This window comes from Pedobacter sp. AC212, from assembly GCF_979258625.1.
Genome location: NZ_OZ409870.1, coordinates 4,312,676 through 4,338,450, shown reverse-complemented (window position 1 = coordinate 4,338,450; position 25,775 = coordinate 4,312,676). Strand labels below are relative to the sequence as shown.

General features: G+C 35.6%; 25 protein-coding genes and 5 tRNA genes. 25 read left to right on the top strand and 5 right to left on the bottom strand.

What is annotated here, in order from left to right:
* Positions 1 to 37: 37 nt before the first annotated feature.
* Together ACZZZC_RS18565 and ACZZZC_RS18560 are read left to right on the top strand one after the other, a co-directional pair.
* Complete coding sequence (locus ACZZZC_RS18565) at positions 38 to 2,794, top strand: TonB-dependent receptor (RefSeq protein WP_463483524.1); 2,757 nt, start codon at positions 38 to 40, stop codon at positions 2,792 to 2,794.
* Between the two features lie 84 nt (positions 2,795 to 2,878).
* On the top strand, positions 2,879 to 4,333 hold the full coding sequence (locus ACZZZC_RS18560) for a hypothetical protein (protein WP_463483523.1): 1,455 nt from the start codon (positions 2,879 to 2,881) through the stop codon (positions 4,331 to 4,333).
* 56 nt (positions 4,334 to 4,389) lie between these two features.
* On the opposite strand, the gene ACZZZC_RS18555 is transcribed toward ACZZZC_RS18560, so the two are convergent.
* The gene (locus ACZZZC_RS18555) at positions 4,390 to 4,698 is read right to left on the bottom strand and encodes a hypothetical protein (protein ID WP_463483522.1); all 309 of its coding nucleotides are present in this window, start codon (positions 4,696 to 4,698) and stop codon (positions 4,390 to 4,392) included.
* Positions 4,699 to 4,758: 60 nt separating this feature from the next.
* Between ACZZZC_RS18555 and ACZZZC_RS18550 the strand changes: the two genes are divergently transcribed.
* The gene (locus tag ACZZZC_RS18550; RefSeq protein ID WP_463487851.1) at positions 4,759 to 4,971 is read left to right on the top strand and encodes a hypothetical protein; all 213 of its coding nucleotides are present in this window, start codon (positions 4,759 to 4,761) and stop codon (positions 4,969 to 4,971) included.
* Positions 4,972 to 4,997: 26 nt separating this feature from the next.
* On the opposite strand, the gene ACZZZC_RS18545 is transcribed toward ACZZZC_RS18550, so the two are convergent.
* Both ACZZZC_RS18545 and ACZZZC_RS18540 read right to left on the bottom strand, forming a co-directional pair.
* Entirely contained in the window at positions 4,998 to 5,273 is a 276-nt protein-coding gene (locus tag ACZZZC_RS18545; RefSeq protein ID WP_265797995.1) for a hypothetical protein, read from the bottom strand.
* A 125-nt stretch (positions 5,274 to 5,398) separates the two neighbouring features.
* Positions 5,399 to 6,529 carry a hypothetical protein gene (locus tag ACZZZC_RS18540; RefSeq protein ID WP_463483520.1) on the bottom strand — a complete coding sequence of 377 codons (1,131 nt, stop codon included), beginning with the start codon at positions 6,527 to 6,529 and terminating at the stop codon, positions 5,399 to 5,401.
* A 621-nt stretch (positions 6,530 to 7,150) separates the two neighbouring features.
* Here ACZZZC_RS18540 and ACZZZC_RS18535 point away from each other — a divergent pair.
* The gene (locus tag ACZZZC_RS18535) at positions 7,151 to 7,273 is read left to right on the top strand and encodes a hypothetical protein (RefSeq protein ID WP_463483519.1); all 123 of its coding nucleotides are present in this window, start codon (positions 7,151 to 7,153) and stop codon (positions 7,271 to 7,273) included.
* 178 nt (positions 7,274 to 7,451) lie between these two features.
* Here ACZZZC_RS18535 and ACZZZC_RS18530 read toward each other — a convergent pair whose 3' ends face one another.
* A complete protein-coding gene (locus ACZZZC_RS18530) occupies positions 7,452 to 9,203 on the bottom strand; it encodes a lysophospholipid acyltransferase family protein (protein ID WP_265797993.1) in 1,752 nt (583 codons plus the stop codon).
* 92 nt (positions 9,204 to 9,295) lie between these two features.
* Between ACZZZC_RS18530 and ACZZZC_RS18525 the strand changes: the two genes are divergently transcribed.
* The 3 genes from ACZZZC_RS18525 (at position 9,296) to ACZZZC_RS18515 (ending at position 12,092) form a co-directional block, all read left to right on the top strand.
* Positions 9,296 to 10,195, top strand: coding sequence for a ComEA family DNA-binding protein (locus ACZZZC_RS18525; RefSeq protein ID WP_463483518.1), 900 nt, complete (start codon positions 9,296 to 9,298; stop codon positions 10,193 to 10,195).
* 370 nt (positions 10,196 to 10,565) lie between these two features.
* Positions 10,566 to 11,717 (top strand): acyl-CoA dehydrogenase, encoded by a 1,152-nt coding sequence (locus ACZZZC_RS18520; protein ID WP_265797991.1) that lies wholly within the window; start codon positions 10,566 to 10,568, stop codon positions 11,715 to 11,717.
* Between the two features lie 198 nt (positions 11,718 to 11,915).
* Positions 11,916 to 12,092, top strand: a complete 177-nt coding sequence (locus ACZZZC_RS18515; protein WP_463483517.1) for a DUF6496 domain-containing protein — start codon at positions 11,916 to 11,918, stop codon at positions 12,090 to 12,092.
* A 97-nt stretch (positions 12,093 to 12,189) separates the two neighbouring features.
* Here ACZZZC_RS18515 and ACZZZC_RS18510 read toward each other — a convergent pair whose 3' ends face one another.
* Positions 12,190 to 12,564 carry a hypothetical protein gene (locus ACZZZC_RS18510; protein ID WP_463483516.1) on the bottom strand — a complete coding sequence of 125 codons (375 nt, stop codon included), beginning with the start codon at positions 12,562 to 12,564 and terminating at the stop codon, positions 12,190 to 12,192.
* 165 nt (positions 12,565 to 12,729) lie between these two features.
* Here ACZZZC_RS18510 and rpsU point away from each other — a divergent pair, with 165 nt between their 5' ends.
* The 18 genes from rpsU (at position 12,730) to rpoB (ending at position 25,752) form a co-directional block, all read left to right on the top strand.
* Positions 12,730 to 12,924, top strand: a complete 195-nt coding sequence (gene rpsU / locus ACZZZC_RS18505; protein WP_010601088.1) for a 30S ribosomal protein S21 — start codon at positions 12,730 to 12,732, stop codon at positions 12,922 to 12,924.
* Between the two features lie 158 nt (positions 12,925 to 13,082).
* Complete coding sequence (locus ACZZZC_RS18500; RefSeq protein WP_463483515.1) at positions 13,083 to 13,967, top strand: tyrosine-type recombinase/integrase; 885 nt, start codon at positions 13,083 to 13,085, stop codon at positions 13,965 to 13,967.
* A gap of 14 nt (positions 13,968 to 13,981) precedes the next feature.
* Entirely contained in the window at positions 13,982 to 14,329 is a 348-nt protein-coding gene (gene hpf, locus ACZZZC_RS18495; protein WP_056849497.1) for a ribosome hibernation-promoting factor, HPF/YfiA family, read from the top strand.
* 230 nt (positions 14,330 to 14,559) lie between these two features.
* Positions 14,560 to 14,632, top strand: a tRNA-Thr gene (locus tag ACZZZC_RS18490).
* A gap of 37 nt (positions 14,633 to 14,669) precedes the next feature.
* Positions 14,670 to 14,752, top strand: a tRNA-Tyr gene (locus ACZZZC_RS18485).
* Positions 14,753 to 14,840: 88 nt separating this feature from the next.
* Positions 14,841 to 14,916 (top strand) — tRNA-Gly (locus ACZZZC_RS18480).
* A 76-nt stretch (positions 14,917 to 14,992) separates the two neighbouring features.
* Positions 14,993 to 15,064, top strand: a tRNA-Thr gene (locus tag ACZZZC_RS18475).
* A 120-nt stretch (positions 15,065 to 15,184) separates the two neighbouring features.
* A complete protein-coding gene (gene tuf, locus ACZZZC_RS18470; protein WP_056849498.1) occupies positions 15,185 to 16,372 on the top strand; it encodes an elongation factor Tu in 1,188 nt (395 codons plus the stop codon).
* A gap of 61 nt (positions 16,373 to 16,433) precedes the next feature.
* Positions 16,434 to 16,507 (top strand) — tRNA-Trp (locus ACZZZC_RS18465).
* A 92-nt stretch (positions 16,508 to 16,599) separates the two neighbouring features.
* Entirely contained in the window at positions 16,600 to 16,797 is a 198-nt protein-coding gene (gene secE, locus ACZZZC_RS18460; protein WP_025143264.1) for a preprotein translocase subunit SecE, read from the top strand.
* A 9-nt stretch (positions 16,798 to 16,806) separates the two neighbouring features.
* Positions 16,807 to 17,346 carry a transcription termination/antitermination protein NusG gene (nusG, locus tag ACZZZC_RS18455; RefSeq protein ID WP_029283241.1) on the top strand — a complete coding sequence of 180 codons (540 nt, stop codon included), beginning with the start codon at positions 16,807 to 16,809 and terminating at the stop codon, positions 17,344 to 17,346.
* A 412-nt stretch (positions 17,347 to 17,758) separates the two neighbouring features.
* Positions 17,759 to 18,865 carry a SprT-like domain-containing protein gene (locus tag ACZZZC_RS18450; protein WP_463487850.1) on the top strand — a complete coding sequence of 369 codons (1,107 nt, stop codon included), beginning with the start codon at positions 17,759 to 17,761 and terminating at the stop codon, positions 18,863 to 18,865.
* Positions 18,866 to 18,867: 2 nt separating this feature from the next.
* Positions 18,868 to 19,497, top strand: coding sequence for a hypothetical protein (locus tag ACZZZC_RS18445; RefSeq protein ID WP_463483513.1), 630 nt, complete (start codon positions 18,868 to 18,870; stop codon positions 19,495 to 19,497).
* Positions 19,498 to 19,662: 165 nt separating this feature from the next.
* Complete coding sequence (gene rplK, locus ACZZZC_RS18440; protein WP_010601094.1) at positions 19,663 to 20,106, top strand: 50S ribosomal protein L11; 444 nt, start codon at positions 19,663 to 19,665, stop codon at positions 20,104 to 20,106.
* Between the two features lie 20 nt (positions 20,107 to 20,126).
* Complete coding sequence (rplA, locus tag ACZZZC_RS18435) at positions 20,127 to 20,825, top strand: 50S ribosomal protein L1 (RefSeq protein WP_025143259.1); 699 nt, start codon at positions 20,127 to 20,129, stop codon at positions 20,823 to 20,825.
* A gap of 2 nt (positions 20,826 to 20,827) precedes the next feature.
* Positions 20,828 to 21,349 (top strand): 50S ribosomal protein L10, encoded by a 522-nt coding sequence (gene rplJ, locus ACZZZC_RS18430; protein ID WP_056849501.1) that lies wholly within the window; start codon positions 20,828 to 20,830, stop codon positions 21,347 to 21,349.
* A gap of 64 nt (positions 21,350 to 21,413) precedes the next feature.
* Entirely contained in the window at positions 21,414 to 21,791 is a 378-nt protein-coding gene (gene rplL / locus ACZZZC_RS18425) for a 50S ribosomal protein L7/L12 (protein WP_029279312.1), read from the top strand.
* Positions 21,792 to 21,948: 157 nt separating this feature from the next.
* Positions 21,949 to 25,752, top strand: a complete 3,804-nt coding sequence (gene rpoB / locus ACZZZC_RS18420) for a DNA-directed RNA polymerase subunit beta (RefSeq protein WP_056849502.1) — start codon at positions 21,949 to 21,951, stop codon at positions 25,750 to 25,752.
* The last annotated feature ends 23 nt before the right edge of the window (positions 25,753 to 25,775 follow it).

Genomic DNA, 25,775 nt, shown 5'->3' with positions numbered 1-25,775 from the left:
GGACTTAATCACAATTTTTAAAAAGTCGGCATTAGTCATGCTGATTTCATTTCTGAGCATTGCAGCTTACGCACAAACTGGTAAAATTTCTGGAACGGTAGCCGATAAAAAAACCGGTGAAACCTTGATTGGGGTAACGGTTAAAATTAAGGGCACTGCTAAAGGCGTATCGACTGATATTGATGGTCATTACACATTGCAAGCAATGGCTTCAGGAAAATACACCTTGGAGTTTTCTTACGTTGGATATCAAACTAAAGAAGTGTCTGATGTTGATGTAAAAGGACCTGCTGTTACTAACTTGAGTGTAACATTGGCTGAGGCTGGTGGACAGAATCTTCAAGAGGTTGTTATTAAAGCTTCTTTTAAGCAAGAGTCTATTAATACATTGTATGCTCAGCAAAAAAATAGTGCATTAATCTCTGATGGGATCTCAAGCGAGCAAATCAAAAAGTCACCAGATAGGAATACCTCTGATGTTTTAAAACGTGTTAGTGGCGCAACCATTCAAGATAACAAGTTTGTTATTGTACGCGGTTTAAGTGATCGTTATAATACGGCCACACTTGATAATTCTACTTTACCAAGTACTGAAGCTAACAGAAAAGCTTTCTCTTTTGATATTGTACCATCAAACTTGGTAGATAAAATTACGATAAGTAAAACGGCTACACCAGATTTGCCAGCAGATTTTGCAGGAGGTGCAGTACAGATTGTAACTAAAGATATTCCAGATCAAAACTTCTTGTCGTTTGGTGTTGGATATGGTTACAATTCTCAATCTACATTTAAAGATTTTTTAGGTACAAAGAAAAATGCACTTGCCTACTTAGGTTATGAAGATGGCGGGAAGCAGTTGGCCGAAAATTTCCCTACTCGTGAAGCAATCGCTGCGGGAACGTTATCTAACGCGAAAAATATTGCAGCTTTAAAATCTTTTCCTACAGATAATTCTATTAAAACTACAACTGCGCTACCTACTCAAAATTATCAATTCAATTTAGGTAGAGTGAAAAACTTTGAAAATGGGAATAAGTTCGGTGCAATGATTTCTGCAACTTACAGGAATGCGCAAACGATTTACGAGAACAACGAACGTAATTTTTATATCTACAACTATAACGATAATCAATATAGGTTTTCGACAAATGTTGGGGGTTTAGCTAACTTTGCTTATAGTTTTGGAAAGAATAAAATTAGTTTCAAAAACATCTACAATAAAAATTACGACGACAATTATACTGTTCGTACAGGTATTAGAGATGCCAATACGCTTAATCAATTCTATGCATATGATATTATGCAGAAATCTCTTTACAAGGCAACTTTAGAAGGTGATCATCAAATAGGCGAAGGAAATAGTAAACTGAAATGGACGGCATCATATAGTAATATTACTAATAATCAACCTAACCAGTTAAAGCTTAATTACCAAAAAGCTCTCGCTTCTCAAAATGATCCTTCAGTTCCTTATGAAGCAAATATCACATCTTTGGGTAAGGAAAATACGAGGTTGTTTTCTGATTTGAACGAGAATTTATATTCTGGAGAGGCTAATTACATTACACCTTTCAAATTGTTTGATGCTTCTACTACTATGAAAGTGGGGTTAGGATCACAATATCGTGAAAGAACTTTCAATGCTCGTTTTGTGGGGGCACAATTACAAACTAACGATATCGACTTACAAACTCAGATCAGATCTTTGCCAATCACTGAAATCTATTCTCAATCATTAATAGAGTCTGGTGTTTACAAGTTGGCCGAGGTTGGTGGACCATTAGATGATTACAATGCTAACTCGTTTACCAATTATGGCTATTTAATGCTTGATCAAAAATTTGGCGAAAACTTTAGAGCAGTTTATGGAGCAAGGGTTGAAAACTATAATGTGAAGTTAATGAATACGTTGAGCACTTACGTTGATGATACCCAGCTTGACGTACTCCCATCTGCGAACTTAACTTACAGCCTAACTAAAAAAGCCAATTTGCGTGCCGCTTACTACCGTACATTGGCAAGGCCGGAATTTAGAGAACTTTCGTTAAATTCTTATTATGACTACGAACAATTGAGCAATATTATTGGTAATCCAAATTTGAAAAGATCGATTATTGATAATTTTGATTTACGCTATGAAATTTATCCAGAAGCAGGACAGCTTTTCTCAGTCTCTGCTTTTTATAAGCGTTTTACAAATGCGATTGAAACTTATCGTTATGATGTATTATCAACTGTTGATGTTGCCTTTTTCAATACACCAAAAGCTTATGTTTATGGTTTAGAGTTTGAGGGTAGAAAGAATTTAAACTTCATTAATGATGAAGGCTTCTTTAAAAATACCACTGCTTATTTCAATTTATCCATAATTAAATCTAAGGTAACCAATCCAACAGATCAAGATTATATTGATAAAACTCGTCCAATGGTTGGTCAATCTCCATATTTAATCAATGCAGGTTTACAGCACAGTGCTTTAGATAACAAGTTAAATTTCAATATTCTTTACAATAAAATTGGAAGAAGAATAGTACAGGCAGGTGGTATCCGTTTCCCTAGTACCTGGGAAAACCCGAGAGATGTAATCGATTTTCAAGCAAGCTACAAGGTACTTAAATCTAAAGGTGAGGTGAAGCTGAATGTTGGTGATATCTTAAACCAACGAAACACAGTATACTTCGATTATAACGGAGATAAAAAATACAATGGAAGTGTAGGTAACGGTGGAGACGAAACTTTTACCTCTTACAAAAGCGGTACAAATATTTCATTATCATTCAACTACTCTTTTTAGTCTTTACAATATGTTAACAGGATTTTAATCCTGAAGAAAAATTAAAAGTATCTCTTTGTAAAAAAAACATTTAAAACAAAAAAAATGAAAAACCAATTTCTACTACTTGCTTTAGCGGTGGTTTTATTCTCAACTTCTTGCAAGAAGAATATTATTGTAGAAGGACCTGCAACTGATGTTCCAACTGGTTCAACTTCAAATGTTGTAGAAGTATCTGGAGAAATTTCAGCAAATACAACTTGGTCGGCAAGTAAGATCTATTTATTAAGAGGATTTGTGTTTGTAAGTAACAACGCTACTTTAACTATTGAGCCAGGAACAATTATCAAAGGAGATAAAGCTTCTAAAGGAACGTTAATTATCACTCGTGGTTCAAAAATCAATGCAACTGGTACAGTTGATAAACCAATTGTATTTACTTCGGCTTTAGGAGCAGGTGCTCGTAGCCAAGGAGATTGGGGTGGTATTATCCTTTTAGGTAAAGCGCCAGTAAACCAAGGTACAGATGTTAAAATTGAAGGTGGTTTGGTTCAACCTACTGGAAAAGACGAAAAAGCATATATTTATTATGGTGGTGCTGATGCAGCTGATAACTCTGGTGTAATGAAATATGTACGTATTGAATTTGGTGGTATTGCTTATTCAGTAGATAATGAGATCAACGGGTTAACAATGGGAGGTGTTGGTAATGGCACTACTTTAGATTATGTTCAAGTTTATCGATCAGGAGATGATGCATTTGAATGGTTCGGTGGTACTGTAAATGCAAAACACTTATTGGCTATTGGTACCTGGGATGATGATTTTGATACAGATTTTGGTTACTCTGGTAATGTTCAGTTTGCGTTGGCACAACGTGTTTCAACTGTTGCCGATCAATCTCAATCTAATGGTTTCGAATCTGATAACAATGCAACAGGTACAGATCAATCGCCAAAAACTTCTGCAGTATTTTCTAACGTAACTATTTTAGGTCCGATTAAAGCTGCTGGTGGTTCTTACAATGCTAACTTTTACCATGGTGCTCAAATCCGTCGTAACTCTTCAATGAGCTTATTAAACTCAGTAATTTCTGGTTTCCCAATCGGAATTTACATTGATGACACGAAAGTTATAACTGCTGGTTCTACTTCAGCAAATTTCACTACAGGAAATATGGTTATTGCTAATAACTTAATTTACGGTATAAAAAATACCGAAGTAAGTGTAAGTAATACAGCAGTAGCAGCAGCTATTGAATCTAAGTTACGTGCTGATAATACTTTTGGATCAGCGCTTTTCGCAAGCACACTGTTTAATACTCCGTATGCATACGGAACAGATTTCGCAGCAAGTGGATCGGCAGCGGTTGCAAACTTCACTTTGTCGGCTAACTCAGCGGCAGCAACTGGAGCATCATTTACTAATGCTAAAGTTTCTAATACTTTCTTTGATAAGGTAGATTATAAAGGTGCTTTTGGTTCGGTAAATTGGGCTTCTGGATGGGCTGATGCTGATCCTCAAGTACTAGCGTATACTACTCCAGGCGCAGTGAAATAATTTTGAGAAGTTAAACTATATAAAAAAGGGTCAGAAATTAATTTCTGACCCTTTTTTTATGCGGTTTTATTTGCATCCGTTTTATCTTTCTTTTTACTCACTTTCTTTTCAATCGCCTCATCAACTGCTGTAACGAGTAAATTATCATCTTCCTTTATAAAAGGTGTAATAGAATCGTCTTGTTGCAATAAGGTCACTTTCTTCGAAAGTTGTTTCGCAAACTTCTCTATCAATTTATCTGTCTTTTTGGCTTTACCTACCTGGCTTACAACTTCGTTAAATGCTATTGCTAATTTAGATTCTAATTCTTTACGTAATTTTTTGCTTGCCGATTGCTTTTTCGACCTGGATTTATTCTTCTTCATTTAACTCATATGGATTTCTCCAAAGATAAAATTTCGTGAAGTTAAATTAATATTATGATTATGTTAAGCGTAGGATTGAGAGTTAACATCAAAAATATTTTGTGTTATATTTATAATGATCTGTTCATCACTAAAGAAATAACCATGGGTGTAAATTTGCCAGTTGTAATCGTAGTGGCCATAATGGTGGTTCTGTTAATTGTATTTATCATTAAGAGAAACCAAAAAGACAAAAAGAAATTCGAGCAGGAAATGATCGATGAAGAAATCTAGCCAGAAAAAGACGATAAGGAAAATATTTAGAAATTACTTCCTTCAGCTATCTCGCCACCTAAATCCAAGGTGTTTTGAAAGGCTTCCAGGTAAGCTAACAAATGTCTTTCCGCGTTGGCGTAAGAGGTAAATGTTGCTGCCGGCTCATTTGCATCAGCATCACTTTTGCTTTTAAAATAGTGGCTAATTTGAAACTTGAAGCTGTTCTCGTCATTAATCGGCGACATAATTCTGGCCTTAACCGGGTGGCCATGAACCTCAACAAAAAATTCTTTTAAAATATTATAAATGACTGCCGACATAGGGTTTGTTTTTAAACTAAAATTATTTAGTGAACTAAAGTACCGTAAAAGCAGTATAGTTTCGGTTTTTAGCAATAAGATTACGTTTTGTTAATATTAAATTAACATCAATTATCGAAATACGACTATTTTTTGATTGGCTCGTATGCGTAAACAATTTCGTAACTGGCATTTTTTAGATTACTTGAAATCTGGCCAATTTTTAGATTTTGCGTTTGTGGGGTAGGTTCACAGAAGGAATATTTTTTGCCCTGATAGGTAATGAAACTCCCTACGGGTTTATCGAACTGAACGGCCATTGTTAAGTGTGTAGGGTAGAGCAAGGCAATCATCGGTAAATTATAGATTTCCTTTACTAAAAAGAAAAATAATGCTGCCCGGTCATCGCAGTCGCTATATTTATTTAGTAAAGTTTGCTCTGGAGACAATCTTTTCTCTTTACCGAAATTCTGGCCGTCATCTTCATATAAAAAAGCATATCGGGTAAATCGCATTAAATAATCAACCCCGTTTTTTTGATCCAGGTGTTTGGTGTTTTCTTTCAAAATTGGAATCAAAGAGCTGTAGGTTTCTCTACTCAATGGAATATTAAAATAGCTTTCGTAATCTACTACCGGATAGTTTTTAAATATCTTTTGCACTTCGTCATTCACTTTTAATTTAAAGTGGTAAACCTTTTGTTTATAGCTAAATTGAAGATCCTTTTCTTCATAAGTTTCAGGTTTAAACTCGGGCATTCGCGTTACTTTATAAGAAAAGGGTTTGGTGGCTTCTGGTATCTTAATTTTAACAGGAACGTAAACACTCTGCTTAAATAGCTTCCCATAATCGTGATAATTTAAGCACATATATTTTTTATCATCAATCATAAAGAAAGGGATATCGCTAATATCTTCATCGTTATTTACATAAAATACAATCTGATTGTTGCCGATTGCAATTCTGGCATCGTAGCCGCATTTACTTAGTAAATACCATTTGTAAAGCGTATAACGAAAATAATTCTCTGCCTTCGGGCTAATCTCTTCGGCCGTTTTCCTGATCAGTTGATAGTAGATCCAATCGTTAAGATGGTGTTTTTCTTGGTAAGCCTTAAGTGCTGAAATGATTGTTCGGGTATCTGCTGACTCGATTTTATTATAAAAGTTTAGGGCCTCGGCAGTCGTTGGCTTATTAACGGTAGAAATAATTAATGATGAATCTAAATTGAAGTTAAAAGTACCATCATAAAATTCAAACGATCGATTTTGAGCCATTACGGAAATTCCACAAAGCAGCAAGCATGTGAGCAGTACTTGTCGAAATTTATTTATGTAAAAGCCTGATTTCAATTCATTAATATTTGGTTACATTAAATTTACATCTTATTAACTTAAAATCAACAATTTCTTTATGTTAAGAATTCTGGATGTTGTTCACCTATATTTAACACAGATTTGCGGCTATAGGAAATTAGGTAGAAATTTTTAAAAATTTTTGTTGTTAATTCAAACATAAATTATACTTTTGCCAACGCAAGGGGTGAGAGCCTTGCATCACAATCATAAAGATTGAGAGCGTTAATTTAGATAAAGGTTACAACAGCGATTGTTGTAACCTTTTTTTGTTAAATCAATCATGTGCCTAAACGCAAAAGGCAAAAAACGAAACCCATTCGCATTAGCGATATTGACATATCATCAATTATAGAAGAGACAATTGCCATCACGATAAAGAAACGATGGTTGAATGTTTACACCAAAATTTATTAAGAGAAATTGAGTGATTGAGGATAGCGCCTATTTCTGTCCTGGCGGTTTGTCAGCTTCGAAAAGTTGATTAGCTTTTGCATGATCCAGTACCAGCCATCAATGCCGAGAGGTGAGAAGTAGTTATCAATGCCTTTTATAAAGAAAATAGCGCAGGCAATCGTTTTTATGGATAATGGTTTTGTTTTATTTAGTAAGGAAGCATTTAAGCTTGGCGATGGAAAGCAAACAGCTATTATGGTGCGTAAATAATTGTATAGCTATGATGACAATTACCTTTAAAAACATCCATTTTATAATCTTAAGTTAATTTCTTCTTAACAATACATCCTCATATTTGTGGCATAAATATTTGGTTAGTATTTATAAAGTTTAGGTTAGTTGATAACAAAAATACCCAGATGGATGTCTGGGTATTTTTATTTTAAAGCTATAAGTTTTTACCGAGTTTTTCCAACATCTCTGGCGGAATATTATGTGTATCTACCACTAAGAAACCATCCAGACAATCTGAAAATTTCGGATCTATATTGAAAGAAATGATCTTTGCATTCAAGTTCATGTACTGCCTTAATAAAACAGGAATTTTAATATGCGAATTTTCAATGTCGCCAATAATGCTATCTAAATCTTTAAAAGATTCACTACTATCAACCAATGTGTCGGTCGAAATTGGAAGTAAATCTGCTTTGAATTTATTACGTGGCTTAACGTATTTCGCCATTTCATAATCAAAATGGTTTTTAGTGATATAATCAACAATCAGGGCCTTACTAAATTTAGAAAAACTGTTGCTAATACTTACCGGTCCGAACATGTATCTATATTGAGGGTTATCAATAAGATACTTTAAAATACCTTTCCACAATAAAAATAATGGAAGCGGTTTACCCTGATATTCTTTTCTGATCCACGATCTGCCCAGTTCAATGCCTTGTTTTAGCATAGGGTAAAATTGATCTTTCATTTTAAAAAGTTCGGAAAGATAAAAACCTCTACGACCCATGCTTTCTAAAATTTCATCGCCTTTTCCAATGCGGTAGGCACCCACAATATTCTCCAGATCTTTATCCCAAATAAATAGGTGGTTGTAATAAATATCGTAATTATCGAGATCGATTTTTTTATTGGTTCCCTCACCAACTTCGCGAAAGGTAATTTCCCTAAGTCGCCCAATCTCCCGTAAAACATTTGGAATTTTTAGCGTGGGAACAATATAAACCTCGTAGTTTTTTTCTGTCCATACTTTAAAATCTTCCAACTTGCTCACTTCGGTCTTAATCAACTCACGAGAAGTCTCTTCAATAATCTCTGCTGGCTTTTTCTTTATCTTGAATAATTTAAGCGGATTAAATAACCTTCTTTCCTGATCTAAACCAACGCCAAGCGCATAGGTGCGGGCACGAAGGAAATCCATCAACTTGTTACTGCTATTCATGTGCGAAACCTCTGATGGAGCGATCGCTTTTCCAACACGAACTTTGATGGTTAAACCTTGTTTGTTTAAAAACTCGGATGGAAGTTTAGCAGTACGAAGGGTAGGATGAATAAAACTTAAAATATTAAATAAAACGCCATTATTACCATGGAAATAAATGGGAACAACCGGCACTTTTGCCTTCGCGATTAACTTCCCAACTACCGGATGCCACATTCTATCGGTAACTTGTTGCGCATCTAATTTGAAGGTAGAAACTTCACCCGCAGGAAATATTCCTATTGGTATTCCATTTCTCAGTAAATCGAAAGTAGTTTTTAAACCGCTTATGCTCGATGAGTGTTGTACATTTTCAAAGGGATTTACCGCTACAAAAAATTCATCTAGATTAGGTATTTTTTTCAAAATGAAATTGACCATTACCTTCGCATCCGGACGTACAGTGCATAAAAGTTTCACTAGGGCCAAACCTTCAACCCCGCCATAAGGATGGTTTGCAATGGCAATAAATGGCCCCGTTTTAGGAATGCTCTTTAAATCATCTTCGTCAAATTCAATAGAAACTCCAATAGTTTCCAAAATTTTATCTACAAATTCTAAGCCTTTAAAGTGTTGATTTTGAGCAAAAACATCGTTAATGTCATTCAGTTTCATGAGCTCCATCATCAAGCCGGCCAAACCTGGCACACCGAGTTTATCTATCTTGGTTGCTTTCGCAAACTCAGAAGTAGTAATGATCTTCATATAATATTCTTAGATTGTTGATAGCTAAAACCCGTGAGCTTTGCAATCCCAAAAATAAGATTTATATTTATAATACACACGTCATATCACACATGAGAATTTGGCTCAATAAACATTTTGGTTTCAGTAAGGGCGAATTCAATGGATTACTGTTGTTGATATTTATTATCATCATATTAAAGGCGATACCTATTATATACGAGAAGGTGCAAACGGTAGAAAAGGACAGTCCTGATTTACTAGCCAAAATCCATAAATTAGAAATAACCGACCAACAAGATTTTCATTATACCAGAGATCGAATTGAAAGATCAGGAGGATCCAGGAAGGTAAAACTATTTAATTTTGATCCGAATAGTTTAAGTGTTGAAGGATGGCAATCTTTAGGTTTATCTGTAAAACAGGCACAAGCTATTGTGAACTATACTAATAAAGGTGGTAAATTCTATAAGGCTGAAGATCTTCAAAAGATGTACACGATTTCGCCAGAGATGTATAGAAAACTATTTCCATTTGTTAGTATTGAGAATCAGTCCAGCCATTATCCAAAGAAAGATCTCGGTTTTGAAAAAAAGGAGTATGTTAAAAAACCTCCGACAATTATCGATATCAATACTGCAGATTCTGCCCAGCTTGATGAAATAAAAGGTGTTGGTGGCACATTTGCTAATCGAATTTTAAAGTATCGGGAACGTTTAGGCGGTTTCCATAAAAAAGAGCAGCTAATGGAAGTTTATGGTTTAGATTCGGTTCGTTACGAGGAGATTAAAAATCAGATTTCAGTAAGTCCGATGGCGCTAAAAATTATCAATATTAATACCGCACAATTTAACGACTTGAAAGGAAATCCATATCTTTCCTACAAACAAATTAATGCCATTATCCAATACAGAAAGCAGCATGGAAATTATAGTGATCCGGCTGATTTAAAGAAAGTCCTAATCCTTAATCAAGAAGTAATCGATAAGATTACACCTTATATTTCTTTTTAGAAAAGCAATCGAAGTGCTAATCGGTTTCGATAGTCCCGCTTTCACCCCAATCTTTTTTTAACTTTTGTCATGCTTCGGTTGCAGCTGCTTCGTGCTTCAGCATGACAGTACATTTAGGGTTGCTTCAAAAAAAAAGTATTTCCGATTAATCGGGTTTATTTAATTTAAACCTTTTCAAATAACTAAAATTCATACGTAATGAACTAAAAAATATAAAATAGCTGCTATACCGTATTTATACCTTTAAAATTAATCATTAATGTTATTGAACCGAATACCATTTCATTCTGCATTGATGCAAATTTATAATGGCAATTAACTATAAAATAATTGTTTATAATTGCCAGAACTAACTTAAAATATAAACTTAATGAGCGTTAGCTTTAATTTTTCAGAAACAGAAACTCAACAAAATGTAAAGGCAATGGTCCGCGATTTTGCTGAGAAAAACATACGTCCAAATATTATGGAATGGGATGAAGCGCAACATTTTCCTGTAGAGTTGTTTAAGCAATTAGGCGATTTGGGTTTAATGGGTGTTTTAGTTCCTGAAGAATACGGTGGTTCGGGCTTGGGTTACCAAGAATATGTTGATGTAATTGTCGAGGTGGCGAGAGTTTGTGGTTCTATTGGATTATCACTTGCTGCACACAATTCACTTTGCACAGGGCATATTTTGGCTTTCGGCAATGAGGAGCAAAAACAAAAGTGGTTACCAAAACTAGCTACTGCCGAATGGATTGGAGCCTGGGGTTTAACAGAGGCCAATACCGGATCTGATGCATTAAGGATGATGACCACTGCCGTTGAAGACGGTGATGATTACATTATTAATGGCGCAAAAAACTGGATCACCCATGGTAAAAGTGGCGACATTGCAGTTGTAATGGTAAGAACAGGGGAGCAGGGAAGTTCGAAAGGAATCTCTGCAATTGTGGTGGAACGCGGAACGCCAGGTTTTTCGGCCGGCAAAAAGGAAAATAAATTGGGTATGCGGGCCTCAGAAACTACAGAAATGATTTTTGATAACTGCCGTGTGCCTAAAGCCAATGTGTTGGGTAATGTAGGCGAAGGCTTTAAACAAGCTATGAAAGTGTTGGATGGAGGAAGGATTTCTATTGCCGCATTAGCATTGGGAATTGCAAAGGGTGCTTTTGATGCTGCAGTTGCTTATTCGAAACAACGCCAGCAATTTGGACAACCTATTTCCAGCTTCCAGGCTATAAGTTTTAAACTAGCTGATATGGCAACTGAAATTGAAGCTTCAGAATTACTAATCCGTCAGGCAGCTGATTTAAAAAACAGGCATTTGCCGATGACGAAAGAATCGGCTATGGCTAAATATTTCGCTTCGGAGGTTTCCGTTAAAGTGGCTACAGAGGCGGTTCAGATTTTTGGTGGCTATGGTTATACCAAAGATTTCCCGGTAGAGAAATTTTATCGCGATAGTAAATTGTGTACAATAGGAGAGGGCACATCAGAAATACAAAAGATTGTCATCGCCAGAGAGATTTTAAATTAATTAAGAAAGGAAAGGGAAGTGGCTAAGATTTAGGCTAAAGTTCATTCCTCAACCTCGATCTCAAAGTTATTAAACCAAATATACATTATGAGTAATCCGGAGTGTTTAACCACCTTCGGATTTTTTTTGCTAAATTTTTAAAACCAAGCTTTGTTAACGGCGGTTTTGATTAATGACTAACGACTAATAACTAAAGCTATGGCAAAATATTCGAAAAAAGCTGGTGAAAAAGTAGAGGAAACCATGCATGAGATGAAAGAGGGAAAGCTTAAAACAGGATCTGGCAAGAAAGTAACGTCCAAGAAGCAAGCGGTAGCGATTGGTTTATCCGAGGCGAAAAAAGAAGGCGCAAAAGTTCCGAAAAAGAAAAATTAAACCTATTATTTGGAAAACAAGTTGAGCAAAGGTCAGTTAATTTAAAGACTAAAGACTAAAGACTAAAGACTAAAGACTAAAGACTAAAGACTAAAGACTACTTAGCGGTTATAATACTATCTACTACATATTCGCTAAATCCTCTCCAGGGTAAAGCATGATTGTATTGTTTATAATGCAGCTCGTAAAATTTACCGCTATTGGCCATCATCTTTTCAGCAAGTTCTTTGTTTGCAATTGAAAACTCGAACTCATTACTTTGCACACTTCCGGTAGTCCGTGATCTCAAACCACTCTGAATTATTTTTCCTTCGTAGGTTTTGAAGATATAACCCTTTTTAACAACAAAGTTTAGCTCGCCAGCTTTCACACCTTCGCCGAACACGAAGAAATAACGATAGTAAAATACTATGCCTAAAATAATAATTACTAAAACTGCAATGATCGAGATTGTTTTCTTACCGGTTGTCATATATTAAAGTATCACTAAAAGTAATTAAAGATCATTATAAAACAATTAATGTTTGAATAAAATTTGTTTTTAAAAATCTTTCTCATATTCAATTATTTACTTACATTTGCAGCCCCGCTAATAGGGGAATAATTTAAAAACCACGAGAGGAGGTATTTCAGCGTTATGATCATTATTAACATTAAAGACGGCGAATCATTAGATAAAGCCCTAAAACGTTTCAAGAAAAAGTTTGAAAAAACTGGTGTATTGAGAGAACTACGTAGTCGCCAAGCATACGAGAAAAAATCCGTTGCTCGTCGTACTGAAATTAAACATGCTGTTTACATTCAGAATATGAATCAAGATACAACTTCATAAGTTGTTCACGATATAGAATATTAAAGTCCCGATCTTTTAGGTCGGGACTTTTTTGATTTAGGCTATCATCGAAATCTTTACAATAAACAATTAGTTAATGATTTCTTTATATCAAAACAATTTGTAACTTCATATCTATACCTAGCAGGAGATATTGCATGTTGCTAAAAAGTTTTATTACCTATTTAACTCACGAGAAGCGCTATTCTTCGCATACCATCACTTCCTATCAAACTGATTTGGATCAGTTTGAGCAATACATTCACGCCACTTTCGAAATAAACTTCACAGAAGTTAAGCATACGCACATTAGAAGCTATATGGTTGATTTGATGGAGCGAAAAACTTCAGAGAACACAATCAACAGAAAAATTTCTGCTTTAAGAAGTTTATATAAGTTTTTAATGCGGGAAGAGCAGGTAAATCAAAATCCTACACTTTTAATCAAGGCTCCTAAAATTCCAAAACGTCTTCCGGTATTTGTTGATTCGCAGAAAATGAACGTTCTACTTGATTCGGAAAATTATTTTGACAATAGTTTCGAGTCTGTTAGAGATCATTTGGTTATCGAATTGCTTTTTGGTACAGGAATCCGCCTTGCAGAGCTTATTCAACTAAAAGAAGCTGATGTAGATACTTATTCAGGAACGATTAAGGTGTTGGGTAAAAGAAATAAGGAGCGAATTATTCCGGTAAATAAACAACTTATTAATCAGATCAATAGCTATATTGATCAAAAAAAATTGCAGAATTTTAATAACAATTTGATTAACTTAATCGTTACGAATACAGGTGCAGCGGCATATCCAAAGCTAATATACCGTATTGTAACTTCATACCTAAACCACATATCAACCAATGAAAAGAAAAGTCCACACGTGTTGCGGCATAGTTATGCGACAAGCCTGTTAAATGCAGGAGCAGATTTAAATGCCATTAAAGAACTTTTGGGCCACGCCAGCTTGGCTGCAACCCAGGTTTACACCCACAATTCAATCGAAAGATTAAAAACAATTTATAAACAAGCCCATCCAAAGGCGTAAAAAAAGGAGGAAAAATGAAAATCGGAGTTCAATCAATCCACTTCAGTGCAGATAGTAAGTTGTTAGACTTTATCCAGAAAAAGGCAAACAAGCTAGATCAGTTTTTTGACCAGATCATTAGCGGCGAAGTGTATTTAAAATTAGAGAACGTAGAGGATGAAGCCAATAAGATCAGTGAGATTAAACTCATTGTGCCGGGTGGAACACTCTTCGCTAAAGAACAATGTAAATCATTTGAAGAGGCGACTGATTTAGCGATTGAGTCGTTGAGGAAACAAATCACGAAGCACAAAGAAAAAACACGTGCAAAATTAAGTGAACATAAAGCAATTTTAACAGAAAGCGAAGCGACTGATTATTAAGTGTATATTTAAATAAAGTATAATTTATAGGATAGCGAACAAAAAATGTTCGCTATTTTTTTTCAAATTTATTTTGAAGTGAAATATAAGTGTGTATATTTGCATTCCCTTTCGGAAACGGTGTTAAGCAACAAAGAAAAGGTAAGTTCTTTTAAAAGATTAAAGTTTTTAAAAAACACGCTAATAGTATGAAAAATGAAGATTTTTCGTATCATTGCACAAAATTAAAAGCCTCCTTAGCTCAGCTGGTAGAGCAACTGACTTGTAATCAGTAGGTCATTGGTTCGATTCCGATAGGAGGCTCTTTTATTTTAAAGTGTTGGTATTTTAAAATAAAGTAGGGGAGATTCCAGAGCGGCCAAATGGGACAGACTGTAACTCTGTTATCGCAAGATTTCGAAGGTTCGAATCCTTCTCTCCCCACGATTAATGAGTGGATGAGTGAATAAGAAAATGAGTGAGTATAGTAATTCAATCATTCCCAAATCAATCATTCTATCATTTGTTAAAAGCGGAAGTAGCTCAGTTGGTAGAGCGATAGCCTTCCAAGCTATAGGTCGCGAGTTCGAACCTCGTCTTCCGCTCCAATAAAGTTGAGCAGTTGGCAATTAAAGGTTGCAGTTTTATGATAACTGACAAAACTGAAGATTGATAATTGGAAAAGCCGACTTAGCTCAGCGGTAGAGCACTTCCTTGGTAAGGAAGAGGTCATGGGTTCAATTCCCATAGTTGGCTCAGGTGTAATAAAGCTTTGTTAAATCTGTTATATATTACAGAGTAGACAAGGTTTTTTGTGTTGAAATAACAAAAAATAAAAATAATAAAAAGTTAACCTACTAATTAGTTATAAATAAAATGGCAAAAGAAAAATTTGACCGCAGTAAACCGCACTTAAACATCGGTACAATCGGTCACGTCGATCACGGTAAAACAACTTTAACAGCAGCTATTACAAAAGTTTTGGCTGATGCTGGTTTAACTGAGGCACGTTCATTCGATTCAATTGACTCTGCTCCAGAGGAAAAAGAAAGAGGTATTACAATCAATACAGCTCACGTTGAGTATTCAACAGCTAACCGTCACTATGCACACGTTGACTGTCCAGGTCACGCGGATTATGTGAAGAACATGGTAACTGGTGCTGCTCAAATGGACGGTGCAATTATCGTTGTTGCTGCTACTGATGGTCCAATGCCACAAACTCGCGAGCACATCTTGTTAGCTCGTCAGGTTGGTGTACCTTCATTGGTTGTATTCATGAACAAAGTGGATATGGTTGATGATCCAGAATTATTAGAACTAGTTGAAATGGAAGTTCGTGAATTATTATCTTTCTACGATTTCCCAGGTGATGATATTCCAGTAATCCAAGGTTCTGCATTAGGTGGATTAAACGGTGATGCTAAATGGGTTGGTAAAATTATGGAATTAATGGATGCTGTTGATAGCTACATTCCAATTCCTCCACGTTTAACTGAACTTCCTTTCTTAATGCCTGTTGAAGATGTATTCTCGATCACTGGTCGTGGTACTGTTGCTACAGGTCGTATTGAGCGTGGCGTAATAAACTCTGGAGATCCAGTTGAGATCTTAGGTATGGGTGCTGAGAACTTAAAATCTACAGTAACTGGTGTTGAGATGTTCCGTAAAATTTTAGATTACGGTGAAGCTGGTGATAACGTAGGTTTATTGTTACGTGGTATTGAGAAAACTGATATCCGTCGTGGTATGGTAATCTGTAAACCAGGTTCAGTAACTCCTCACTCTGATTTCAAAGCTGAGATCTATGTATTATCAAAAGCTGAAGGTGGTCGTCACACTCCATTCTTTAACAAATACCGTCCTCAATTCTATTTCCGTACTACAGATGTAACTGGTGAAATTTCACTAGCTGAAGGTACTGAAATGGTAATGCCAGGTGATAACGTTACAATTTCTGTGAAATTGATTTCTCCTATCGCAATGGAAAAAGGTCTACGTTTCGCTATCCGTGAAGGTGGTAGAACAGTAGGTGCTGGTCAGGTAACTGAAATCTTAGCTTAATTTTAAGCTATTATATAAAAATTAGCTAATTGGCTTCTATGCTGATTAGCTAATTTTATCCACGGGAATAGTTCAACGGTAGAATAGAGGTCTCCAAAACCTTTGATCAGGGTTCGAATCCTTGTTCCCGTGCCAAAAAATAATGATTGTATTAGTGAATGTTTTAATGATTGAATGTTAAGCATTCTCTCACTCACTAATTCAATCATTTAATCATTATAATAAATATGGCTAAAGTAGTTGAGTTTATAAAAGAATCATACGATGAAATGACCAATAAGGTTACATGGCCTACTTGGGGAGAGTTGCAAAGCTCTGCGATTCTTGTTTTAGTGGCTTCTTTAATTATTGCATTGGTTATTTTTGCAATGGATAAAGGCTCTACATTTGTGTTAGATACTTTTTATAAATCACTTTCTAATTAATATTTACTAATGAGCGATCTAAAGTGGTACGTTGTAAGGGCGGTTAGCGGTAAAGAAAAGAAGGTAAAACAATACATTGATGCTGAGATCAGCCGTTTAGGTTTCTCTCATTTGGTTCCTCAGGTTTTAATACCAATGGAAAAATATTACCAAATGAAAGATGGTAAAAAAATTGCCAAAGAACGTAACTTTTATCCTGGTTATGTTTTAATCGAAGCAACATTAGATGGAGAGTTAGAGCATATCATTAAAGGCATTAACAGTGTTATTGGTTTCTTAGGCGATAAAGCCGGTAATCCAATTCCAATGCGCCAGGCAGAGGTTAACCGTATTTTAGGTGTTGTTGATGAAATGAGCGAGCAAGGCGAAACTATGAATGTGCCTTATTATGTTGGTGAAGGTATTAAAGTTATGGATGGACCTTTCAATGGTTTCTCTGGTGTGATTGAAGAAGTGAACGAAGAGAAGAAAAAATTAAAAGTAATGGTTAAGATTTTCGGTCGTAAAACACCATTGGAACTTAACTATATGCAAGTAGAAAAAGAATAAAGGGATTTACGATTGTAAATTTAAGAATTACGAATTTTACTAAGATATTATAAAAGCTTTTCTTAAAAAGAAAAGCTTTTTGCGTTCATGGTATTTTGTAAAATAAGTTTTATTAGTATATTCATTTATCTCATCTCTCAAAAAGTCATTTATTCTAAGAATCTAAATTAACAAAATGAAAAGATTATTTTCAAAACCCTTTGTGTTCTTCTGCTGCTCGGTGGTAGGTTCGTTATTTATCTTTAATTCGTGTAAGAAAAGCGAAAGTATGATTTCAAACACTGAACTCATTTCACATGCAACGAGTTGGTTTTCGTCAGAGAAAAATATTTTTTATATACCTAATTGAGATAAAGTCGAGATATTTAAAGATAAGGAGATAAATTATTTAATTATGCCTTCAAATTTCAAATTGGAAACAGGAAATAATAGGGTTGTTTCACAATTGATTATTGCTGATTCACTAGGAAGTTATTCAGCTAAGTTAATAGAAGTTGTAAATGCTGATTTACCTGAAACGATAAGAGATTTGACAGTTATATTTCAAGGTGGAAAAGATTTGAATAGTAATTTTACCGGCAATGTTTTAGTTTTAGATGCTGCACACACGTTTAAATATGGACAGCAATTTATTAACGGTAAGGTCAGTTCGAAACTGAAAGTTAAGTTTTTTCAGAATGGAACAATTGGGCTAAGAGATAAACTTTTAATGACTATGCAAGCACCACCAGAAGTACCTGTTGAGCCAATATGTACAGATTGGTACTGGACAACTTTTAATGGGAATACTGGACAGGTTATTTCTGAGAGTTATTTATATACTACTTGTACGGGAAATAATTCTTATGGTGGTGGCAGTAGCACTGGAACAGGAGAAAATAACGTAAATAGGGAGATTATTGATAGTTTAACCAATGAGTGTTTAAAGACTGCACTTGCGAAAGCAAAGGGAGTAAGTGGCAAAAACTTTACAGATACAATTAGTAAAATTATATCCAGTTTGGATGCGAACACTAAGGTAAAAGTAGGTATTAGTAACGTACCCGAACTATATGATAATAAAGGGAAAGTAGTTGATGGCAGAACTACAGGATATAATTATGATGGGGGCATTTTCAAGTGTTCAATCTTACTAAATGAAGATGTGTTAAAGAACTCAACACAAGAATATGCTCTTGCAACCATAATACATGAAACATTGCATGCTTACCTACAGTATAAAAAAGGGAGCACTATTAATCATGGACAAAATCATGAGGATATTTCTAAAAATTATATTACACCGTTTGTAAATATTATGAAATCTATTTATCCTAACTTAGATTTAAAAGAAGCTACTGCAATGGCTTGGAGCGGTGTTCAAGGTACATCATTATGGAAAGAGAATTATGAGAATGATACTTTTAAAATTGGAGCAACAAATCTAACAATGGACTTTTCTACAATGAAAGGTTTGGAAAATGCTCATCATTATGGTTTTGCCGATAATAGTACACCTTTATGCCCCAAAAAACAATAATTATGAGAGTTATAATCTGTTTATTTATAATTAGTTTTTTTTCTTTGGATGCTAAAGCACAGAATAACGTAGGCATAACCCCCCTGCATGAATTTTTTCAAAAAAATGCAGACAGTACTTATATATTACAATTTGTAGGTACTTTTAATATTCCAAGCTATAGAATTTTGAGTAAGGTAGGGGACACCATAACAACCTATACCTATAAAAGTAATACAAAACTGGATCATAAGGTTAAAAATATTCCAAAAGCATTTAGAGATATGTTTTTAAAGAAAAATGGAAATTTGATATATTTTATACCTGTTGACATTAACATATTTTTTAACCCCCATTATTTAAGTTTAGATAGTTTAAATCAATTTTGGTCTAAATCTTCCAAGTTAAAAATGTGGGATATTAACGATGATAAGATTGATGGAGAAGGCTGTGGTGAAAAACATTCTAGGTACGCAATATCAGATGGTGGTGAGATTTATCTACATCTTATTACTAAAGATAGTATTAAAGAATTATTTTTTTATGCACCAGATTATTATAATAAAAAATGTCCTGGTAGAAAAGGGAGAAAAGCTATTATAGATTTATGGGATCTGTTTGATACATATTTCAAAGTGGAAACTAGGTATTAAAAACTTAAAGATATAATATAAAATATATTTTTCCTAATCTATTGTAGGACTGCAAGATTATCCATATCTTTGCAGTCCTTTAAGTTTTATAGGAACTATAAGGAAAATAAATGTTACATGCTTCCAATATTTAACATTGAGTTTTAAATAAACAAAAAACACAAAATGGCAAAAGAAGTCAGTGCAATGATCAAATTACAGATCAAAGGCGGAGCGGCAAATCCATCGCCACCAGTAGGACCTGCATTAGGTGCTAAAGGGGTGAACATTATGGAGTTTTGCAAACAGTACAACGCTCGTACCCAAGATAAAGCAGGTAAAGTATTGCCAGTTGTAATTACTGTTTATGCTGATAAGTCATTCGATTTCATCATCAAAACCCCTCCGGTAGCTATCCAGTTAAAAGATGCTACTAAATTACAGAGTGGTTCTGCTGAGCCTAACCGTAAGAAAGTTGGGTCGGTGACCTGGGACCAGATTAAAGTTATTGCTGAAGATAAAATGCCTGATTTAAATGCATTTACAATCGAATCTGCAATGAGTATGGTTGCTGGAACAGCACGCAGTATGGGAATCACCGTTTCTGGTGACGCACCCTGGAACAATTAATTAAAAAACAGTTTACAACAGTGGCGAAATTAACTAAAAATCAAAAAAAGGCACATGCTAAAATAGAAGCTGGTAAAGCTTATACTTTGAAGGATGCTGCTGCTTTGGTAAAAGAAATCACTACTACTAAATTCGATGCTTCAGTTGATATTGATGTATCTTTAGGAGTAGATCCGCGTAAAGCCAATCAAATGGTACGTGGTATTGCTACTTTACCACACGGTACAGGTAAAACTGTACGTGTTTTAGCTTTGGTAACTCCTGATAAGGAAGAAGAAGCGAAAGCAGCTGGCGCAGACTTCGTTGGTTTAGACGAGTATGTTGCTAAAATTGAAGGTGGTTGGACCGATGTAGACATTATTATCACTACACCAGCTTGTATGGCTAAGGTAGGTAAATTGGGCCGTGTTTTAGGTCCAAGGAACTTAATGCCTAACCCAAAATCAGGTACAGTAACTAACGAAGTTGGTAAAGCTGTAACTGAGGTTAAAGCAGGTAAGATCGATTTTAAAGTAGACAAAACGGGTATCATACACGCCTCGATAGGAAAAGTATCATTCCCAGCAGACAAAATTTATGAGAATGCACTTGAAATTATTCAAGTAATTTCAAAATTAAAACCATCTGCTGCAAAAGGAACTTATTTTAAAAGCATTCACGTGTCTTCTACAATGAGTCCTGGGATTGCAATTGAAACTAAATCAGTAGCGGGGATTTAATCATGAACAGAGAAGAAAAAAACGACGTAGTTTTAGAACTACAAGGACAAATGCAAGAGTATGGCAATTTCTATATTGCTGATACTTCTAGCCTTTCTGTTGAGCAGATTAATAACATCCGCCGCAAATGTTTCGAAGGTGATATCATTATGAAGGTTGCTAAAAACTCTTTAATTCGCAAAGCGATTGAAGGTTTAGATGGCGATGCTTCTGAGATATACGAAGCGCTTAAAGGTTCATCATCATTATTATTCTCAAAAACAGCAAACGCTCCGGCTAAGTTGATTAAAACTTTGAGAAAAACTTCTGATAAACCTGTGCTTAAAGCCGCATACATAGATTCATCAGTATATGTTGGTGATGATCAATTGAATAACTTAGTAAGCTTAAAATCAAGAGAAGAGCTTATTGGCGATATCATTGGATTATTACAATCACCAGCTAAAAATGTTCTATCTGCGCTTCAATCAGGCGGTAACAAAATTGCAGGAATTGTTAAAACTCTTCAAGAAAGAGAAGGTTAACGAACACCTTAAGTTCGCAAATAAAACAAAATTATTTTACGTAAAAATTTAAAATCTTAATAAAATGGCAGATTTAAAATCGTTTGCTGAGCAATTAGTAAACTTAACCGTTAAAGAAGTTAACGAATTAGCTCAAATCTTAAAAGACGAGTATGGTATCGAGCCTGCAGCTGCTGCTGTAGTTGCTGGTCCTGCTGCTGGTGGTGATGCACCTGCTGCTGCTGCAGAAAAAACATCTTTTGATGTAATTCTTAAAGAAGCTGGTGGCGCTAAATTAGCAGTTGTTAAACTTGTAAAAGACTTAACAGGTCTTGGTTTGAAAGAAGCTAAAGACTTAGTTGATGGAGCACCAAAAGAATTAAAAGCTGGTGTTACTAAAGACGAAGCAGAAGCTCTTAAAAAACAATTAGAAGAAGCTGGAGCAGTAGTTGAAATTAAGTAATCACTTAATTTAGCTAGGCTAAAAATGTATTAGACACCGACTGAAAATGTCGGTGTCTTTACCTGTTTATAAACATCTCATTTTGTTTGGTTAATGAGCCTGTTTAAAATCCGAACCAAACAAATAGTTTATTCTTAAACTAAAATCTTTTAGTCCATTGGCAAAGACAGTCGAACAAAGAGTAAATTTTGCAACTAGTAAGCACATTATAGACTATCCGGATTTTCTGGATGTGCAATTGCAATCATTCAGAGAATTTTTCCAGATAGATACCACATCAGACGATCGCTCTAGCGAAGGTTTGTTTAAAGTGTTTGCTGAAAACTTTCCAATAACAGATTCAAGAAATATCTTCGTATTAGAGTTTCTTGATTATTTTGTTGATCCGCCACGTTACGATATACATGAGTGTATTGAGCGTGGATTAACCTACAATGTTCCATTAAAAGCAAAGCTTAAGCTTTCTTGTAACGATGTTGAACATGAAGATTTTGAGACCATTATTCAGGATGTGTATTTAGGTACGATCCCGTATATGACACCAAAAGGTACATTTGTTATCAACGGTGCAGAACGTGTTATCGTTTCGCAATTACACCGTTCTCCAGGTGTGTTCTTCGGCCAAAGCCGTCACACTAACGGAACCAAATTGTATTCTGCCCGTGTTATCCCTTTCAAAGGTTCATGGATCGAGTTTGCTACTGACGTGAACAACGTGATGTATGCTTACATCGATCGTAAGAAAAAATTCCCGGTTACCACTTTATTACGTGCTATCGGTTACGATTCTGATAAAGACATCTTAGAACTTTTTGATCTTGCTGACGAAGTAAAAGTTAGTAAATCAGGTTTAAAGAAATATATCGGTCGTAAACTGGCTGCAAGAGTTTTAAAGAAATGGGTTGAAGATTTTGTAGATGAAGATACAGGTGAGGTAGTTTCTATCGACCGTAATGAAGTGATTCTTGAAAGAGAAACCGTTTTAGAAGACGAACACATTGATATGGTTATCGAAGCTGGCGTGAAAAGCATCATCTTATCAAAAGAAGATGGCGCTAGTCAGGCAGATTATACCATTATTTATAATACATTACAAAAAGATACCTCTAACTCAGAGAAAGAAGCTGTTGAAAACATCTATCGTGCTTTGCGTAACGCGGAACCACCTGATGAGGAAACTGCTCGTGGTATCATTGATCGTTTATTCTTCTCGGATAAACGTTACGATTTAGGTGATGTTGGTCGTTACCGCATCAACCGTAAATTGAAAATGAATACTCCTGATGAGGTTAAAGTTTTAACAAAAGCAGATATTATCGCTATTGTTAAATATTTGATCAAATTGATCAACTCAAAAGAAGAAGTGGATGATATTGATCACTTATCAAACCGTCGTGTACGTACGGTAGGTGAGCAGTTGTACGCACAATTTGGTGTTGGTTTAGCCCGTATGGCTAGAACAATCCGTGAGCGTATGAACATTCGCGATAACGAGGTGTTTACACCAACTGATTTGATTAACGCCCGTACGTTATCATCAGTGATCAACTCTTTCTTTGGTACAAATCAGTTGTCTCAGTTTATGGATCAAACGAATCCATTAGCAGAGATTACACACAAACGCCGTTTATCAGCTTTAGGCCCAGGTGGTTTATCACGTGAAAGAGCTGGTTTCGAGGTACGTGACGTTCACTACACTCACTACGGTCGTTTATGTACTATCGAAACTCCTGAGGGACCAAATATTGGTTTAATTTCATCACTTTGTGTGCATGCAAAAATCAATAATTTAGGTTTCATCGAAACACCATACAAACGTGTTGAAGATGGTAAGGTAGTGGTTGATTCAGACGTTATTTATTTATCTGCAGAAGATGAAGATGGTAAAACCATCGCTCAGGCTAATGCAGAATATGATGATAAAGGTAACTTTATAACACCACGCGTTAAAGCACGTTATGAGGGTGACTTCCCGATTATTGAGCCTGAGAAATTAGACTTAATGGACGTTGCACCTAACCAGATTACTTCAATTGCTGCTTCGTTAATTCCGTTCTTGGAACATGATGATGCGAACAGGGCTTTGATGGGATCGAACATGCAACGTCAGGCCGTACCATTGTTACGTCCTGAGGCACCAATTGTTGGTACAGGTTTGGAAGGTCGCGTTGCCCGTGACTCAAGAACATTGATCAACGCTGAAGGTGATGGTGTTGTTGAATATGTAGATGCTAACGAAATCACTATTAAATATGAGCGTAACGAGGATGATCGTTTAGTTTCATTTGAAGGTGATAGCAAAACTTACCGTTTAATTAAGTTCAAAAAAACCAACCAGAATACTTGTATCAACTTAAAACCAATCGTTAAGAAAGGTCAGAAAGTTACTAAAGGACAAGTGCTTTGCGAAGGTTACGCAACAGAAAACGGTGAATTGGCATTGGGTAGAAACTTGAAAGTGGCTTTCATGCCTTGGCAGGGTTTCAACTTTGAGGATGCGATTGTAATCAACGAGCGTATTGTTCGTGATGACGTTTTCACTTCATTGCATATTGAAGAGTTTGAATTAGAAGTACGTGATACTAAACGTGGAGAAGAGGAATTAACACCAGATATCCCGAACGTTTCTGAAGAGGCTACAAAAGACTTAGATGAAAACGGTATTATCCGTGTTGGTGCTGATGTAAAAGAAGGTGATATTTTAATTGGTAAGATCACTCCAAAAGGAGAATCTGATCCTTCACCAGAAGAGAAATTACTACGTGCAATCTTTGGAGATAAAGCAGGTGATGTTAAAGATGCGTCTTTAAAAACTCCTCCTTCAATTCAAGGTGTGGTAATTGATACTAAGTTATTCAGCCGTGCTAAGAAAACTACAAAAGCTGAAGAAAAATCGGCAATTGAGAAATTAGATAAGAGCTATAATAACATTACTGAGAAGTTAAAAGCAGAATTAGTAGACAAATTATTCACTATTGTAAATGGAAAAACATCTCAAGGTGTATTTAATATTTACAAAGAATTATTAGTACCTAAAGGCGCTAAATTTACTCAGAAAATTTTAGCAGATCTTGAGTTTGCGCACATCAGCCCTAACAAATGGACGACTGATGATGACAAAAACGAGATGATTAAAATGTTGCTTCACAACTACGGTATCCGTGTTAACGAAGAACTTGGAGCTTACAAACGCGATAAATTTGCGATTAGTGTAGGTGATGAGCTTCCATCGGGAATTGTACAAATGGCAAAAGTTTATGTTGCTAAAAAACGTAAATTAAAAGTAGGTGATAAAATGGCGGGTCGCCATGGTAACAAAGGTATTGTAGCACGTATTGTTCGTGATGAAGATATGCCTTTCTTAGCTGATGGTACTCCGGTTGATATTGTGTTGAACCCACTGGGTGTACCTTCACGTATGAACCTTGGTCAGATCTATGAAACTATTTTGGCTTGGGCAGGTCAGGAATTGGGTGTGAAATTCGCAACTCCAATTTTTGATGGCGCTACACACCAAGAGGTAGAAGAGTGGATTGCTAAAGCCGGCGTTCCTGCTTCAGGTAAAACTTACTTATACAATGGTTTAACAGGCGAGCGTTTCGATCAGACTACAACTGTAGGTATTATCTACATGTTGAAATTAGGTCACATGGTTGATGATAAGATGCACGCCCGTTCAATCGGACCATACTCATTAATTACACAACAGCCATTGGGTGGTAAAGCCCAGTTTGGTGGTCAGCGTTTTGGTGAGATGGAGGTTTGGGCATTAGAGGCATTCGGTGCAGCTAATATTCTTCAGGAGATCTTAACCGTTAAATCGGATGATGTAATCGGAAGAGCAAAAACCTACGAAGCCATTGTTAAAGGTGAAAACCTACCAACTCCAGGTGTTCCAGAATCGTTTAACGTATTGGTTCACGAGTTACGTGGTTTAGGTTTAGATATTACGTTAGACTAATTGAATGAAAGAATGAGTGAATG